This window comes from Streptomyces sp. NPDC006643 (assembly GCF_042870175.1).
In the GTDB taxonomy this organism is placed as follows: Bacteria; Actinomycetota; Actinomycetes; order Streptomycetales; family Streptomycetaceae; genus Streptomyces.
Window position 1 is genome coordinate 20,562 of the sequence record NZ_JBIAHA010000009.1, and the last position, 16,856, is coordinate 37,417.

At 73.1% G+C, this 16,856-nt stretch carries 10 protein-coding genes and 2 pseudogenes; 6 read left to right on the plus strand and 6 right to left on the minus strand.

Going from position 1 to position 16,856, the window contains the following annotated elements; all coding sequences use genetic code 11:
- Positions 1–48: 48 nt before the first annotated feature.
- From ACFYNU_RS14060 to ACFYNU_RS14070, 3 genes and pseudogenes are all read left to right on the plus strand, one after another.
- Complete coding sequence (locus ACFYNU_RS14060) at positions 49–1,215, plus strand: exonuclease SbcCD subunit D (RefSeq protein WP_356585444.1); 1,167 nt, start codon at positions 49–51, stop codon at positions 1,213–1,215.
- Positions 1,212–4,238, plus strand: a complete 3,027-nt coding sequence (locus ACFYNU_RS14065; protein ID WP_356585445.1) for an SMC family ATPase — start codon at positions 1,212–1,214, stop codon at positions 4,236–4,238. The genes ACFYNU_RS14060 and ACFYNU_RS14065 overlap by 4 nt, the downstream gene beginning before the upstream one ends.
- Positions 4,239–4,361: 123 nt before the next feature.
- A pseudogene (locus ACFYNU_RS14070) lies at positions 4,362–5,207 on the plus strand (SDR family oxidoreductase); the annotation flags it as partial.
- A gap of 242 nt (positions 5,208–5,449) precedes the next feature.
- Here ACFYNU_RS14070 and ACFYNU_RS14075 read toward each other — a convergent pair.
- The 3 genes from ACFYNU_RS14075 to ACFYNU_RS14085 all read right to left on the minus strand — a co-directional run bounded on the left by ACFYNU_RS14075 (position 5,450) and on the right by ACFYNU_RS14085 (position 8,690).
- Complete coding sequence (locus ACFYNU_RS14075; RefSeq protein ID WP_356585446.1) at positions 5,450–6,340, minus strand: ATP-grasp domain-containing protein; 891 nt, start codon at positions 6,338–6,340, stop codon at positions 5,450–5,452.
- A 125-nt stretch (positions 6,341–6,465) separates the two neighbouring features.
- Positions 6,466–8,148, minus strand: a complete 1,683-nt coding sequence (locus tag ACFYNU_RS14080; protein ID WP_356585447.1) for a DUF885 domain-containing protein — start codon at positions 8,146–8,148, stop codon at positions 6,466–6,468.
- Between the two features lie 41 nt (positions 8,149–8,189).
- Positions 8,190–8,690, minus strand: a complete 501-nt coding sequence (locus ACFYNU_RS14085; RefSeq protein ID WP_356585448.1) for an Lrp/AsnC family transcriptional regulator — start codon at positions 8,688–8,690, stop codon at positions 8,190–8,192.
- A gap of 59 nt (positions 8,691–8,749) precedes the next feature.
- Between ACFYNU_RS14085 and ACFYNU_RS14090 the strand changes: the two genes are divergently transcribed.
- Positions 8,750–10,057, plus strand: coding sequence for a trans-sulfuration enzyme family protein (locus ACFYNU_RS14090; protein ID WP_388766206.1), 1,308 nt, complete (start codon positions 8,750–8,752; stop codon positions 10,055–10,057).
- On the opposite strand, the pseudogene ACFYNU_RS14095 reads toward ACFYNU_RS14090, so the two are convergent.
- From ACFYNU_RS14095 to ACFYNU_RS14105, 3 genes and pseudogenes are all read right to left on the minus strand, one after another.
- Positions 10,034–11,426, minus strand: a pseudogene (locus ACFYNU_RS14095) (GNAT family N-acetyltransferase); the annotation flags it as partial. The gene ACFYNU_RS14090 and the pseudogene ACFYNU_RS14095 overlap by 24 nt on opposite strands.
- A 180-nt stretch (positions 11,427–11,606) precedes the next feature.
- Positions 11,607–13,214 carry an alkaline phosphatase D family protein gene (locus ACFYNU_RS14100; protein WP_356585449.1) on the minus strand — a complete coding sequence of 536 codons (1,608 nt, stop codon included), beginning with the start codon at positions 13,212–13,214 and terminating at the stop codon, positions 11,607–11,609.
- Positions 13,215–13,348: 134 nt separating this feature from the next.
- The gene (locus tag ACFYNU_RS14105; protein WP_356585450.1) at positions 13,349–14,815 is read right to left on the minus strand and encodes a PLP-dependent aminotransferase family protein; all 1,467 of its coding nucleotides are present in this window, start codon (positions 14,813–14,815) and stop codon (positions 13,349–13,351) included.
- Between the two features lie 47 nt (positions 14,816–14,862).
- On the opposite strand from ACFYNU_RS14105, the gene ACFYNU_RS14110 reads away from it, so the two are divergent.
- Both ACFYNU_RS14110 and ACFYNU_RS14115 read left to right on the plus strand, forming a co-directional pair.
- The gene (locus ACFYNU_RS14110) at positions 14,863–15,795 is read left to right on the plus strand and encodes a DMT family transporter (protein ID WP_356585451.1); all 933 of its coding nucleotides are present in this window, start codon (positions 14,863–14,865) and stop codon (positions 15,793–15,795) included.
- A gap of 272 nt (positions 15,796–16,067) precedes the next feature.
- Entirely contained in the window at positions 16,068–16,832 is a 765-nt protein-coding gene (locus tag ACFYNU_RS14115) for a GntR family transcriptional regulator (RefSeq protein WP_356585452.1), read from the plus strand.
- Positions 16,833–16,856 lie beyond the last annotated feature (24 nt).

The following is a 16,856-nucleotide window of genomic DNA, read 5'->3' on the forward strand; positions in this document are numbered from 1 at the left end:
GTCGGAAGCCACCCGTGATGTCCGACCCCACCGTTACCCTCAAGGATCATGAGATTCCTGCATACGTCGGACTGGCACCTGGGACGGTCGTTCCACCGGGTGAGCCTTCTCGACGCACAGGCGGCCTTTCTCGACCATCTCGTGGCGACCGCGCTGACCCACGAGGTGGACGCCGTTCTCGTGGCCGGTGACGTGTACGACCGGGCGGTGCCCCCGCTCGCCGCCGTCGAGCTGTTCGACCGCGCGCTGCACCGGCTCGCCGAGGCGCGCGTGCCGACCGTGATGATCTCCGGGAACCATGACTCGGCCCGCCGCCTCGGCGTCGGCGCCGGTCTCATCGACCACGCGGGCATCCATCTGCGTACCGACCCCGCCCGCTGCGCCACGCCCGTCGTGCTCACCGACGCCCACGGCGATGTCGCGTTCTACGGACTGCCGTATCTTGAACCGGCCCTGGTACGCGACGAGTTCAAAGCCGCCAAGGCCGGCCACGAGGCGGTGCTCGCCGCCGCGCTCGACCGCGTACGGGCCGACCTCGCGCGGCGCCCCGACGGCACCCGCTCCGTCGTCCTCGCGCACGCCTTCGTGGCAGGCGGCGCCGCCAGCGACAGCGAGCGCGACATCACCGTCGGCGGCGTCTCCGCCGTGCCCACCGGCACGTTCGACGGCGTCGACTATGTGGCCCTCGGCCATCTGCACGGCTCGCAGGCCCTCACCGAGCGCGTCCGCTACTCCGGTTCGCCCCTCGCGTACTCTTTCTCCGAGAGCGACCACCGCAAGACGATGTGGCTGGTGGACCTCGGCCCCGGCGGTGAGATCGACGCGACACGGATCGACTGCCCGGTGCCCCGCCCACTGGCGCGCGTCCGCGGCGCCCTCGCGGACCTCCTCGACGACCCGGCGCTCACCCGCCACGAACAGGCCTGGATCGAGGCGACACTCACCGACCCCGTACGCCCCGCCGACCCCATGGCACGCCTCGCCGAACGCTTCCCGCACACCCTCAGCCTCGTCTTCGACCCCGACCGGGGCGACGAGGACGTCGTCGCGTCCTACGCGCAGCGCCTCCAAGGCCGCAGCGACCAGGAGATCGCCGAGGACTTCGTGGCGCACGTGCGCGGCGGCGCCGGGCCCGACGACCGCGAACGGACCGTGCTGCGCGGCGCGTTCGACCATGTCCGGGTCGACACTGCCGTACGCGAGGTGACCGGATGAGACTCCACCGGCTGACCGTCACCGCCTTCGGCCCCTTCGCCGACACCCAGGAGGTCGACTTCGACGCCCTGAGCGCCGCCGGGATCTTCCTGCTGCACGGTGCCACCGGCGCCGGGAAGACCTCCGTGCTCGACGCCGTCTGCTACGCGCTGTACGACGCCGTGCCGGGTGCCCGCCAGCTCAAGGGCGGCGCGGGCAAGGACGCCTCCCTGCGCAGCGACCACGCCCAGGCCGGCACCCACACCGAAGTCCTGCTCGAACTGACCGTCGCGGGGCGGCGGTTGGAGATCACCCGCCGCCCCGCGCAGAATCGCCCCAAGAAGCGCGGCACCGGCGTCACCACGGAGAAGGCGCAGAGCCGGCTGCGGGAGTACGACCCCGAGAGCGCCGACTGGCGCGCGCTGAGCCGGTCCCATCAGGAGATCGGCGAGGAGGTCGGCCAGCTGCTCGGTATGAGCCGCGAGCAGTTCTGCCAGGTCGTCCTGCTGCCGCAGGGCGACTTCGCGCGCTTCCTGCGCGCCGACGCGGAGGCGCGCGGCAAGCTCCTCGGCCGGCTCTTCGACACCCGCCGGTTCGCCGCCGTCGAGGACCGCCTCGCCGAGCTGCGCCGCGCCGCCGAACAGCAGGTGCGGGCCGGGGACGAGCGGCTGCTCGGCGTCGCGCAGCGCCTCGCCCAGGCGGCGGGCGCGGGCCTCGAACAGCCGCTGCCCGCACGGCAGCCCGGCGATCCCGGCCTCGCCCCCGCTGTCCTGGAATGGGCGGCCGTCGCCCGGTCCACGGCGCGCGAACACCGGGACATCGCCGAGTCCGCCCTCGCGGGCGCCGAGAGCGGACAGGCCGCGGCGCGCCGACTGCTCGACGACGAGCGTGAACTGGCCAGGCTCCAGGAGAGATTCGCCGAAGGGCGGCGACGGGCCGAGGCGCTCGAAGACCGCCGCCCTCAGTACGAGGCGGCGCGGGCCACGCTTGAGCGCGCCCGCAAGGCCGACCGGGTCGCCCCCGCGCTTGCCCTGCGTGAGGACGCCGAGCGCGCCCATCGCACAGCCGCCGCCGACCGCGACCGGGCACGCGCCCGGCTCCCCGCCGAACTCACCGACAGCGGCGCCGACCATCTCTCCGCGCTGGAACGGAAGATGATCGAGGAGCTGGGCCGGGTCGACGCCGCCCGGGGCGCCGAGCGTCGCAGCGCGGAGATCAGCTGTGAACGGGCCGAGCTGGACCGCCAGGCGCGCGCCGACGAAGAGCTGCTCGCGGACGCCACCGGCTGGCTCGCCGGCTGGGACACCACCCGCCGACAGCACCAGGAACGCATCGAGACGGCACAGGAGGCGGCGACCCGCGCCGAACAACTCGCGGGACAGCTCGAACCGGCACGCGGCCGGCTCGACGCCGCCCGCAGGCGCGACACGCTCCACGCGCGGGCCGCCGAGTCGCAGCGCCTGTTGAACAGCGCCCGCGAGCACGCCAACGACACCAAGGAGACCTGGCTCGACCTGCGCGAGCGACGGCTGCGCGGTATCGCCGCCGAACTGGCCGCCAGGCTCGTGACGGGGGAACCGTGCGCGGTGTGCGGCTCCGCCGACCACCCCGCGCCCGCGCGCGCCGCGGCCGGCCAGGTCGACCAGGCCTCGGAGGACGCCGCGCTCGCCGCGTCCAGGACAGCCGAGGCGGCCGTGACGCGGGCCGAACGCGACCACGCCTCGGTCCGCGAGGAGTACGCGGCGGCGCGGTCGGCGGCCGGCGGTTCGACCGTCGCCGAACTGGTCACGCTCACCGAGCGCCTGGGGCGTGAACACACGGAGGCACACCGCCTCGCCGCCGGTACGCACGCGGCCCGCGAGGCGCTGGCCCGCGCCGAACGGGAGCACGAGGACCGGCTCACCGCGCGGCGCTCCGCCGAGAACCGCGTCGCGGCCCGTACCTCCCGGCGCGAAGCGCTCGACCACGAACTCAGCGGCCTCGAAGCCGAATTGGTCCGTGCCCGCGGCGACGCCGACAGTGTCGCCGCGCACGCCGAGCTGCTCGCCAACAGGGCACGGCTGCTCGCCGAAGCGGCCGACACCGTACGGGACTTCGACGCCACGGCCCTGCGGCTCAAGGAGAGCGACGACCGACTCGCGGACGCCGCGTTCCGGGCCGGGTTCGACACCCCGCGCGCGGCGGCGTCCGCGCTGCTGTCCGGCGCGGAGCAGCGCGACCTGACCCACCGGATGGACGCCTGGCAGGCCGAGGCGGCCACCGTCGCCGACCGGCTCGCCGAGTCCGACGCGCGCGACGCCGCCGAACGCCCGCCCGCCCGGCTCGACACGGCGCTGACGTCCTACGAGACGGCCGAGTCGGCCCTGCGCGCCGCGTCCGCCGCGCTCGCTGGCGCCCGGGAGCGCGGGTCGGAGCTGGCCAGACTCTCCCGGCGGGCCGAGGAGGAGGTCCGGGGCCTCGGCCCCCTCCGTACGGAGTACGAGCGGGTGGCCCGCCTCGCCGGGCTGACCGCCGGCACGTCCAACGACAACGACCGCAAGATGCGCCTTGAGTCGTACGTCCTGGCCGCCCGGCTCGAACAGGTCGCGGCGGCGGCCACCGCGCGGCTGCTGCGCATGTCCTCGGGCCGCTACACCCTCGTCCACTCCGACGCCCGCAGCGGCGGCGGGAAGCGGTCCGGACTCGGGCTGCACGTGATCGACTCCTGGACGGGCAGCGCGCGCGACACGGCGACGCTCTCCGGAGGCGAGACGTTCTTCGTCTCCCTCGCCCTGGCGCTCGGTCTCGCCGACGTCGTCACCGACGAGGCGGGCGGGGCGCGGCTGGACACCCTCTTCATCGACGAGGGCTTCGGCAGCCTGGACGACCAGACGCTGGACGAGGTCCTGGACGTGCTGGACTCGCTGCGCGAACGTGACCGCAGCGTCGGCATAGTGAGCCATGTCGCCGACCTCCGCCGTCGGATCCCGACGCAGCTGGAGGTGATGAAGTCCCGGCGGGGCTCCACGGTCAGCCTCCGTACGGGGGGTGGCGAAGACGGGTGAGCCGGCCGGGTCGGCCGTGCCGTACCCGTACCCGTACCCGTACAGCTGGCCGTGGCTGTGCCGTACCGACGCGCGCGAGAATCCGTGTGACAAGGGCCGAGCGGCCGACCATCATGGCTGCCCATGCCTCAACTGCCCCAGCCCAGCCCCGAGTCCCTCCGCCGTGAGTACATGCCCCTGCGGGGCCGCACCGCGCTCGTCACGGGTGCCAGTCGGCGCTCGGGCATCGGATACGCGGTCGCCCGGCGGCTCGCCGCGTACGGTGCCAGCGTCTATCTCCACCACCATGTGCCGCACGACCGGGCCCAGCCCTGGGGAGCCGACCCCGACGGCCCCGAAGGCGTCGCCGCCGGGGTGCGTGAAGCCCTCGGCTATCCGGGCGCCACGGTGCACCACGGGCCCGGCGACCTGTCCGACCCCGAGACTCCCGCCAAGGTCTTCCGGGCGGCCCGCGAAGCACTCGGCGGCGTGGTCGACATCCTGGTGGCCAATCACGCCCGCAGCGGCGGGGACGGCACTCTCTGGGACATCGACGCGGACATGCTCGACGCGCACTGGGCGACCGACACACGCTCCGTGATCCAGCTGATCCAGGAGTACGCCAAGGCGCGCGTCGCCCATCCCGTCCGTATCCGGCACGGCAGCCGCATCGTGATGCTGACCTCCGGCCAGAACCTCCGGGGCGGCATGCCCGAGGAGATCGCGTACAGCCTCGCCAAGGGCGCGCTCGCCTCGGCGACCCATACCCTGGCCGCCTCGCTCGGCCATGCCGGGATCACGGTCAACACCGTCAACCCCGGCCCGGTGGACACGGATTACCTCACCGGTGAGGCGTACGACAACATCGCCGGGATGTTCCCGGCCGGCCGGTGGGGCATGCCGGACGACCCGGCGCGGCTGATCGCCTGGCTCGCCACCGACGAGGCCGCGTGGATCACCGGCCAGGTCATCAACTCGGAGGGCGGCTTCCTGCTGAGCGGCGAGAACTTCACCCCGGTACCGGGCGGCCCCTGGCCCCGCGAACGCCCGGCGGACCTGCCACGACCACTCCCGACAGAACCGGACCGAGAACCGGACCGAGCATCGGAGCGAGAGCCGGGCAGAGGTCCGGAGCGGGAGTCGGACAAGCCCTAGGGCCTATCCGGAAAGTCCCGTCTGGCCCGCGACGCCCGGCACGGCACGGCACCGCACCGCACCGCACCAACAAGACATCAGCCGTGCCCCGCCCGGCGGGCGTGAGCGAGCGCGGCGAACAGTTCCGTCGCGTCCGCCCCGCTCGGCAGGCCGCTCACCTGGCCGTCACCGACCTCCACCACCCGCCACACCCCGTCGTCCCGCAGCGCCATGTCCGTGGTGACGAAGCGGCAGCCCAGCGCGCGCACCGCCGCCCGCACGGCGGCGAGTTCCGGCACCGGTGTCTTCCCAGGGGTGTCCGGGTGGGCCGTCACCAGTAGCGGTTCGCCGTCCAGCCACCACACCCGTGCCTCGCCGCCCGGCACGAAGTTCTCGTACGTACGCAGCACCACGCCGCCCGTCAGAGACTCCTCCTGCAACGCGAAGAGGCGCTCCACGGTGGCGGCGAGCGCCGCGTGGTCCGTCAGCTCCGGTACATGGCACGCCTCGTGCCACTCGTGCTTGCGTGACTTGACGTAGTCCTTCACCACCGCCGGGCCGTCGCCCAGCGGCGCGGCGAGCCCGGCCAGTTCGGCGGCCGACGGCGGCTCGCCCGGTGCGCGGGCGCACCAGACGCTCCTGGGGGTGAGGTGGGCGAACGTCTCGTACCAGCCGGGCAGTTCATGGGCCCGCCGGTACGAGGCGGCGTCCGTGAGCAAGGCGCAGCCGCGCTCGCGCAGGCCGCGCTCCAGCGCCGCGTACCGCTCGGCGGGGATCATCCAGCCCCGGTACCAGTACGCCCCCGAGTCCCGCCCGACCCGGGCAACGGCAGCGGCCGTGTCCCCGGCGAGCAGCGTGTCGTGGTCCAGCAGCGCGGTCCGCGCGCCCTCGGACCGGACGAGGGCGGCCTCCGCGGTGAACTCCGGGTCGGTCCTGGTGGCCCGCAGCGGATCGCCGCAGTGGAGAAAGCCCGCGTTCGTCTCACCCATCGCTGCCCCCGTCGTCCCCGTCGTCCCCGTCGTCCCCGTCGTGCTCGTAGTCCCCGTCGTGCTCGTCGTTCTCGTTCTGCGAAGTCCGGGCGCCCGGCGCGTCGTGCCGCCGGGCGCCCCGGGCCTCAGAGCTTGGACAGCTCGTCCACCAGAACGTCCAGCCCCAGCGAGCCCTGCGACAGCGCGGCCATGTGCCACGCCTTCGCGTCGAACGCGTCGCCGTGCCGCTCACGCGCGTTGGCACGGCCCTGGAGCCACGCACGCTCACCCAGCTTGTAGCCGATCGCCTGGCCCGGCATCGACAGATAGCGGGTCAGCTCGCTCTCCACGAAGTCGGCCGGCCTGCCGCTGTGCTTCCCGAAGAACTCCTCCGCCAGCTCCGGCGTCCAGCGCTCGCCGGGGTGGAACGACGAGTCCGCGGGGATCTCCAGCTCCAGATGCATACCGATGTCCACGATGACCCGGCACGCCCGCATCATCTGCGCGTCCAGATAGCCGAGCCGGCGCTCCGCGTCCGGCAGGAAGCCCAGCTCGTCCATCAGCCGCTCCGCGTACAGCGCCCAGCCCTCGGCGTTCGCGCTGACACCGCCCACGGACGCCTGGTAGCGGGAGAGCTGGTCGGCGACATGCGTCCACTGCGCGATCTGGAGGTGATGACCGGGGACGCCCTCGTGGTACCAGGTCGACACCAGGTCGTACACCGGGAACCGGGTCTCGCCCATCGTCGGCAGCCAGGTGGTGCCGGGCCGGGAGAAGTCCTCGGAGGGGCCGTTGTAGTAGGGCGCCGCCGCGCCGCCGGGCGGGGCGATGCGGGACTCCACCTTCCGTACCCGTTCGGCGAGTTCGAAGTGTGTGCCGTCCAGCGCGTCGATGGCCTCGTCCATCAGGGCCTGGAGCCACTTGCGTACCTCCTCCACCCCCTCGATGTGCTCGCCGTGCTTGTCGAGGTGCGCCAGCGCCTCCCAGGGCGTCGCGCCGGGCAGGATCTTCGCCGCCTCGGTGGTCATCTCGGCGTGCAGCCGGTGGTACTCGGACCAGCCGTACGCGTACGCCTCGTCGAGATCGAGGTCCGCGCCGTTGAAGTAGCGCGACCAGCGGGTGTACCGCTCGCGGCCCACGGTGTCGGGCGCGTCCGCCACGGCCGGCGCGTACACGTCGCGCATCCAGTCGCGCAGCTCGGCGACGGCGCCGGTGGCGGCACCGGCCGCCGCGGCCAGCTCCGTACGGAGGGCGTCCGGCCCGGCCGCCGCGAACTCGTCGAACCAGCCGTGCCCGTCGCCCGCCCACTCGGTGAGCTGACCGATGAACGTCGCGGTCGGCCGGGGCCCGGCCGGCAGCCGCCGCTCCAGGCCGAGGGCCAGCGACTCCCGGTACCCGGCCAGCGCGGCCGGCACGGCGCGCAGGCGCTGGGCCACAGCCGCCCAGTCCTCCTCCGTCCCGGTCGGCGTCACGGCGAAGATGTCGCGGACGTGGTGGGCGGGGGAGTGGATGTTGCTGACGGCGCGCAGATGCTCGTCGGCGTCGTGGACGGCGAGTTCGGCGGTCAGCCGCTCGTGGAGCAGCCTGGCGCAGCGCCGCTCCTGATCGGTGTCGGCCCCCGGCAGCTTTGTCGCGATGTCGAGCTTGGCGAGGGTCTCGCGGGCGAGGTCGGCGAGTGCCTTCGCTCCGGCCGGTGAGTAGTCGGGAAGGCGGCCGGAGCTGGCCGCGACGCCGAGGAACGTTCCGGTGATCGGATTGAGTTCGATGAGTGCGTCGACATAGGCGTCGGCGACCTGGCGGGGCAGCGCGCTGCTGGAAGTGTCTGGCATGGCGACATCCTCTCCGAGTGAGGACCGCGCGTCACCCCGCCTCAGGACCGCGTTGTCGGCGAATTGGCTGATGAAGGCGGCATGAGCGGGCCGCAGTCCCACTGCTGGAACACCAACCGCGTTTCCACCCGGGCCACTTCGGGCCGGGAGGTGAACTCGTCCACGACGAGTCGTTGCAGGTCCGCCGTGTCCGCCACGGCCACATGGACCAGATAGTCGTCGGGTCCGGTCAGATGGAACAGGGCGCGGGACTCGGGCAGGCCCCGGATCCGCTCCACGAACGGCTTGATCAGCTCGCGTCGGTGCGGCCGGACCTGCACGGAGAGCAACGCCTGGAGCCCGCGGCCGAGTTTGGCCGGATCGAGGCGGAGCTGCTGTCCTAGAATTACCCCGGATCGCCGCAGTCGGGACACTCGGTCCAGACAGGTCGACGCGGCCACCCCGACCTCGGCGGCGATGTCCCGGTAGGTGGTCCGTGCGTCGTTCTGAAGCAGGCGCAGTATGTGCAGATCAATCGGGTCAAGTACGACCGACTCACTCATCCGCCGAACGTAGCACGGAGTATTCCCCGTGCTTCCCGGTGGATGTTCAGAGTGCGTGCATGAACCCCATGGATGCCGACGGCATGACCGCCCCCGTGACCCTGTCCGCGCCCTTCCCCCGGGCGCTCGCGACCGAGGCCGTGCACGCGGGCCGGGACGACCTGGCGCGGCTCGGCGTGCACGCGGCGCCGATCGACCTGTCGACGACCTACCCCTCGTACGACACCCGTGAGGAGGCCGCGCGGATCGACGAGTTCGCCGCGACCGGCGCACGGCCCGAGGGGCCGCCCGTCTACGCGCGCCTCGACAATCCCACGACGGCCCGGTTCGAGACGGCGCTGGCGCGGCTGGAGGGCACCGAGAGCGCGGTGGCCTTCGCCAGCGGCATGGCGGCGCTGACGGCCGTCCTGCTCGTACGGTCGGGGCTGGGGCTGCGCCATGTCGTCGCCGTACGTCCTCTGTACGGATGCAGCGACCACCTCCTGACCGCGGGGCTCCTCGGTACGGAGGTCACCTGGACCGATCCGGCGGGCATCGCCGACGCGATCCGCCCCGACACCGGTCTGGTACTGGTCGAGACCCCCGCGAACCCGACCCTCGCGGAGGTCGACATCGCCGCCGTCGCCCACGCCTGCGGCTCGATACCCCTGCTGGTCGACAACACGTTCGCCACGCCCGTCCTGCAACGTCCCGTCGAGCACGGCGCGCGGCTCGTGCTGCACAGCGCGACGAAGTACCTCGGCGGCCACGGCGATGTCCTCGGCGGTGTGGTGGCGTGCGACGAGGAGTTCGCGCGGGGGCTGCGCCAGGTGCGGTTCGCGACCGGCGGAGTGCTGCACCCGATGGCGGGCTATCTGCTGCTGCGCGGTCTGTCCACACTGCCCGTACGGGTACGGGCGGCCTCCGCCACCGCCGCCGACCTGGCCCGCAGACTGGCCGCCGATCCGCGTATCGCCCGGGTGCACTACCCCGCCATCGGCGGGGCGATGGTCTCCTTCGAGGTGTACGGCGACCCGCACGAGGTGATCGCCGGGGTCCGGCTGATCACCCCGGCCGTGAGCCTCGGCAGTGTCGACTCGCTCATCCAGCACCCGGCCTCCATCAGCCACCGCATCGTGCCCGAGGGAGACCGGCGCTCGGCCGGGGTGAGCGACCGGCTGCTGCGGATGTCGGTCGGTCTGGAGGATGTCGAGGACCTGTGGCGGGATCTGACGGAGGCGCTCAGCGCCCGGCCTGGTCGCGCAGCGCACTCTCCTGAGCCTGGTACGGAGTCTCGTGCGCGGTCCCGTACGGCGTCGGCCGCTCGTTCTGCCGCTCCTTCTGCCGTTCGTTCTGCCGTTCGTCCGTCGCCTTCAGCCGGGCGGTGACGACCAGCGTGCCACCCTCTATCTGGTAGTCGAGCGGCAGACCGAGTCCGCGCATCGCGGCGACCATGCCGGTGTTGGACGCCTGCGTGACGGCGTACACACTCGCGGAACCGGCCTCGACGGCGAGTGCGACGAGCCGGCCGAGCAGCTCGGTGCCGATCCCGCGCCGCTGCCAGGCGTCCTCGACGATCAGCGCGACCTCGGTCTCGTCGCCGTCCCACAGAAGATGGCCGAGCGCGACGAGCCGCCCCGACGCCGTCTGGACCTTGAGCGTCCGTCCGTGGCGCGGGCTCAGCAGATGGTCTAGATAGCGGTCGGCGTCACCGACGGGGCCGTGGTAGCGCAGGCCGAGGGTGCGCTCCGAGCAGCGCTCGTGCATCTCCGACGCCGCGTCGACGTCGCTCTGGTCGGCGCGCCGCACGGTGATCTTGCCCTCGGGCAGCGTCAGGACGTCCCGGCTGCGCGGGACGCGCGGGCCGAGGCGCGCGTCGAGTTCGACCAGGGCGCGGGCCCTGGCGAACTCGGTGGGTGTGAACGGCAGGTAGTGGCGCTCGACGCTGATCACACCGCCGTTCGGGTCGCGCATACGCATCGTGGTGCCCTCCAGAATGCCCTCGACGGGGGCGGTCTCGCCGGTCGGGCCGCCGGTGGGGGAGACGGCGGGCAGTGAGTGGATCGTGCAGCGGCCGAGCAACTGGCGCAGCGCGAGGGGAAGTTCGGCGGCGTCCAGGGCGGTACGGGTGGCGAGCCCCAGGATCCGGGTCGGCGCGTCCACGAGGTCGTGGGTGTCGGCGCGCTCGATCCAGATGTCGCTGCCGCCCGCCAGGGAGATCTCGCGGCTGAGCTGTCGCGCGGCCAGCGAGACGGGCGCGCGCAGCAGGAACTCGTCGACGGTGCCGGTGGCCAGCGGGTGGGTCTGGAGGGTGAGGATGTCCACCTCGCGGCGGGCGAGGACCGTGCACAGCGCGGCCAGTGAGCCCGGGGCGTCGCGCACGGTGGCGCGCATCCGCCACAGGGCGGTGGCGCTGTCGCCGTCGAGGCCCCCGGCCGCGCCTGACGGCGTGTCCGCCGCCGTGCCGGTCGCCGGGGCCGTCGCCAGGTCCGCCGCCGTACCCGCCGGTGACGCCTGGGCCGGTGGCGCGTGGCCGTGGTGACCGTGGCGGCGTGACCACCAGAGGTGGAAGCCGGCCGTGACGATCAGGGCGACCGCGGACGTGACGAGCAGGAACGGTCCGTCGGGGCCGTGCGCGACCGTGTTCGCGACGGCGTCGGCGACCGCGACCGCGGTGAACAGGGCGGCCAGTTCGACGAGATCCCGGCGCCAGTGGTGGGGGCGGCGGGCACTCTTCGCAGAAGTCACATCGGTCATGACCTCACTGTGACTCAGCGGTGTTGCGCGGTAACGAACGTACTGTGACTGATGGGTAAAAGATGCTTCTGTTCGCCTATCAACTACTTTTGGTTGATTTATGGCATGAGTTGCCCACGCGGCCGGGCGAGAGTCGCACAGTGAGACTACCCGCCCGGCCGCCGAACCCGTACGGCCCCGCTACTGTCCGACCTTCCCCGGCTTCAGCACCTTGCTGAACAGCACCTTGTTCCCCTGGGCCCGCAGCCGGACCGTCAGTTCGCCGCTCTCGCCGTCGATGTCGACCTCGCCGAAGTACTGCGACGACTCCATCGGCGAGACATTCGCCCGGTCCGGCGCCTGCACGAAGACGCGGTTCGGCCCGAAGGTCGAGTCCAGCGCGTTCGCCTGGAAACCGCCCGCCGCCAGCGGACCCGACACGAACTCCCAGAACGGGGCGAAGTCCTTGAACGCCGCCCGCTCCGGCTCGTAGTGCTGCGCCGACGTGTAGTGCACGTCCGCCGTCAGCCACACCGTGCCGGTGATCCGGCGGTGCTTGATGTACCGCAGCAGGTCGGCGATCTGGAGTTCGCGGCCCAGCGGCGCGCCCGGGTCGCCCTGCGCGACGGCCTCGATGTTCGCCGTGCCGTCCGGTACGACCAGACCGATCGGCATGTCGGCCGCGATCACCTTCCACACCGCGCGCGAGCGTGACAACTCCCGCTTGAGCCAGTCGAGTTGTTCGGCGCCGAGGATGCCCGTCGTGTCGTCGGGCTGCCGGCCGGGGGAGTTGGCGTTCCGGAACGAGCGCATGTCCAGCACGAACACGTCGAGCAGCGGCCCGTACCGCACCACCCGGTGCACCCGCCGGTCCTCGCCGCGCGCCCGGAGCGTCTGCACCGGGAAGTACTCGCCGAACGCCTGGATCGAGCGCGCCGCCAGCACGTCGACGTTCTTCTCCTGATAGCGGACGTCGTCCAGGATCTGCCCCGGGTACCAGTTGTTGCGCACCTCGTGGTCGTCCCACTGCACGATCGTCGGGACCTGCGCGTTGAACCGGCGGACGTTGTGGTCCAGCAGGTTGTAACGGAACTGCCCCCGGTACTCGTTCAGCGTCTCCGCGACCTTCGCCTTCTCCTCCGTGACGATGTTGCGCCAGATCCGCCCGTCCGGCAGCGTCACCGACGGCTCCAGCGGCCCGTCCGCGTACACGGTGTCGCCGCTGCACAGGAAGAAGTCCGGGTCGAGCCGGCGCATGTCGTCGTACGCGCGGTAGCCGCCGATGTCCGGGTTGATGCCCCAGCCCTGGCCCGCGATGTCGCCCGACCACAGGAATCGCACGTCCTGCCGGCGCCGGTCCGGGGCCGTACGGAACGAGCCGTACACCGGCTCGCTCGTACGCCGGGGGTCGTCCGGGTCCGCCAGCGTCACCCGGTAGTGGACCTGCTCACCGGCGGGCAGCCCGCGCAGCGGCGTCGTCCCCGTGAAGTCGGAGCCGGGGCCCAGCAGCGGGCCGTGCCAGGTACGCGTACGGCGGAAGGAACTGGTCGCCGAGGTCTCCACCGTCATCCGCGCGGGCCGGTCGGAGCGGATCCACACCAGACCCGACGACGAGGTGACATCGCCCGTCTGGACACCCCAGTCGGCGCCCGGCCGGCCGGAGAGCGCCAGGGCGGGCGCGGCGCCCGCGACCGTCCCGGCGACGGCGGCGCTCACGGGCAGGGCCAGCGCGGCGGAGGCGGCGACGGAGCCGCGCAGTACGGTGCGGCGGTCCGTGGTGTTGGCGGGTTTCCCGGGGCTGTTCGTCATCGATGTGCCTCCTGCGGCGAGATCGGTGTGCCTGGTGTGCCGTGCCATACGTAGCGCCCGGCAGCGGCCGGGACACGAACCCCGGGTGAACAACCCGCCCGCCACCAGGCCCGATCAGTCCCGGTGAGTCCCGATCAGCCCCGCCCGACCGCCTCGGCCAACAGCCGCACCCCGCGCGTGATGTCGGACGGCGACTGGTGCGCGTACCCCATCACCAGCCGGACCCGGCCGTCGTCCGGCCGCGCCGTGCCGTGGTACGCAAGCGCCCGCAGCGCCACCCCGGCCGCCGCCGCCCGATCGAGGAACCGGGCCTCGGGACCGTAACGCGCCGGCAGCACCGCGATGATGTGCAGACCCGCCGCGATCCCGCTGACCTCGGTCCCGGGGAAGTGCTCGTCCAGCGCCCCGATCAGCGTGTCCCTGCGCCGCCGGTACGCCAGCCGGCAGCGGCGCAGATGGCGGTCGTAGCCGCCCTGTCCGACGAAGTCCGCGAGCAGCGCCTGTTCCAGTACGGGATTGCCGAGGTCCATGGTGCGTTTGCGCTCGACCAGTTCCTCGGTCAGCCCCGCGGGCGCCAGCAGCCAGCCGATCCGCAGACCGGGCGCCATCGACTTGCTGACCGAGCCCATGTACGCGACGCGCTCCGGGTCCAGCCCCTGCAACGCGCCCACCGGAGCCCTGTCGTAGCGGAAGTCCCCGTCGTAGTCGTCCTCCAGGACGTAGCCGTCCACCGACCGCGCCCAGTCGAGGAGTTCGGTCCGGCGCCGCGCCGAGTACGCGATACCGGACGGGAACTGATGGGCCGGGGTCGTCACCACGGCGCCCACGCCCGCCCGCGCCGCCGCGCCCGGCACCAGACCCTCGGAGTCCAGCGGCAGCGGCACCGCGCGCAGCCCGGCCGCGCCCAGCACCGCCACATTCTCCGGACTGCCGGGATCCTCCAGACCCACGGTCCGCACCCCGCGCCCGTGCAGCGCGAAACCGAGCAGCGTCATCGCCTGCGCCACCCCGGAACAGACCAGCAGCCGCTCCGGATCGGCCGCCACCCCGCGCCGCCGGGTGAGCAGCGCCGCCAGCGCCGTACGCAGCTCCGGCAGGCCGCGCGGATCGGGATAGCCGAGCGCCCGGTGCGGCAGCCGCGCCAGTACGGCCCGGTGCGTGGCACCCCACGCGGCGCGCGGGAAGAGCGAGAGGTCCGGCGTCCCGGGGACGAAGTCGGCCCGCGCGCCCGGCGGATGGGGCGCCCGGTCACGCGTCCCCCGGGCCGCCGCCCGTACCGCGTCACCCACCCATGTCCCGGAACCCTGCCCACTGCGCAGATAGCCCTCGGCCGTGAGCTGTTCGTACGCGTCCGTCACCAGACCCCGTGAGACCCCGAGATCCGCCGCGAGTTCACGGCTCGACGGCAGCCGGGTGCCCGCCGCCAGCCGCCCCGACCGCACCGACTCACGCAGGGCCGACTGGAGTTCACGCCCGCGCCGGCGGGCGGGCGCGGAGGCCAGCGTGACCTTCCACGCGTCGGTCCACGCCGTCCCCGACCCGTCGTCGGCGTCCCGGCCGGCGTCCCCGGCCGCACTCAAAGTGGTCCTCGATACCGTCATGGGAGTGGACCTTAATCCGGACCACCTCGATCCGTAGCGTCGCCGCCATGAAAGCCACTTCCCCCGCCTCGCAGCCGGCCGGGATGCTCCTCGCCGCCTTCGCCTGCACCCTCGTCGGCGCCTCCTTCACCGCCAACAGCGTCCTCGGCGACTACCCGTACGCCGGCGGCCAGGCCATCCGCTACGCCATCGCCTGTCTGCTCCTCCTCCCGCTCGTCCGGCGCGGCGCCGCCGCGCCGCTGCGCGCCCTCACCCGCCGGCAGTGGGGCAGGCTCGCCGCCGTCGCCGGCGTCGGCATGGTCGGCTTCAACCTCGCCGTCATCGCCGCCGAACGCACCGCCGAGCCCGCTGTCCCCGGTGTCTTCGTCGGCTGCGCGCCGGTCGTCGTCGCCGTCCTCTTCCCCCTGCTGAGCCGGCGCCGGCCCGCGCGCCCCGTCGTGTACGGCGCGCTGCTGGTCGCCGTCGGCGCGTTCACGGTCCAGGGCTGGGGGCGTACGGACGCCGCCGGCCTGGCCTGGTCCGTCGCCGCGCTCGTCGGCGAGGTCGGCTTCGCCGTACTGGCCGTCCCCGTGCTGCGTCCGCTCGGACCCCGGCTGCTCTCCGCGACGGTGGCCGGCGTCGCCGCGATCGAGTCCACCGTCGCCGGACTCCTCCTGGACGGGTCCCGGTTCGTTCGCGTACCCACCGGTGCGGAGGCGTTGGCGCTCGGCTGGCAGGCGGCCGTCGTGACCGTGATCGGCTTCATCTGCTGGTACATGGCCATGCAGCGGATCGGCGCCGAGCGGGCCACGCTGTTTTCCGGCCTCATCCCGGTGGCCGCGGCGCTCACCGCGCCCCTCGTCGGCACGGGGGCGTACGGCCCCGCCCAGGCCGCCGGGAGCCTGCTGGTGGGCGTCGGTGTGGCACTGGGCTCGGGGGCGTTCCGGGCGCGGGCGGCGGCCCGCCGGACGGCGGAGAGCGAGCCGGTCGGCGCCCCCTGACACCCCGGTCCGACATGCCGTTATGTGTCCGTCCCGACACGTCAGGTCCCCGCCCCCGGCGCTCCCACCTGCTGGTGCCGTCGTTTCACGCCAAACCTGCGAACTCTGCGTGAACGATCTGTGGCAGAGTGCGATTCCGTCGCTCGCTGCCCGCAGGATTGGTCTTGACCAACGCGATCGGCCGTCCTACTCTCGGAGAGTTAGTGCAGGAACCTTTAATAAACAAGTGCATGGAAAAGCCGCCGGGGACACGGCGATTGCGGAGGATCACGGTGGGGACCACGCAGCTCGAAACGGTGCCGGAGCCGAAGTACTGGCACCTCAAGACCGTGCTGGGCGAAGCACTCGACACCGATTTCGCCGTCGGGGAGGTCCTGCCCAACGAACGTGACCTCGCCGCCCGCTTCGGAGTCGCGCGCGCCACGCTCCGCCAGGCACTCGAACAGCTCGAACTCGAAGGCCGGTTGCAGCGCCGCCGCGGCGTCGGCACCACCGTCGCGCCCCCGCGGGTGGGTGTCGACGTGTCGACCACCCAGCAGGAGTGGCCGGGCGCCGACCCGGACGCGTGGCAGCCCGTCGACGCGGTGTCGGCCGTCGCGCCCGCCGCCGTCGCCAGGATGCTCGGCACGGACGCGGCCGACGAGGTCCACACGGTCCGCAGGACCCGCGTGACCCACGGTCAGACCGTTGCGGCCGAGCTGCTGTACGTGCCCTCGGCGTCCGTCCCCGAGCTGCCCGCCATAGACATCCCCTCGGGCCCCGCCCGCGCGCGCAGCGTGCTGCGTGAGCTTCAGCGGCTCGGCATGGAGGGCCAGGACCGCGCCGTCGAGCTGGGCTCGGCCCGGGTGGACGACGCCAAGGAGCTCGACCGGCTGCCCGGCGCGCCCGTCCTCGTCGTCACCACCCGCTATCTCGCCGGAGGCCGTACCGCCGCCGTCTCGGTGGCGACCTACCGGGCCGACACCTGCCGGCTCACCTTCGGGGACACCGGGGACGTACAGATAAGCCACCACACGGACGAACGCCAGGCCTCCTGACGACTTCTTCCCACCCGTACGGCC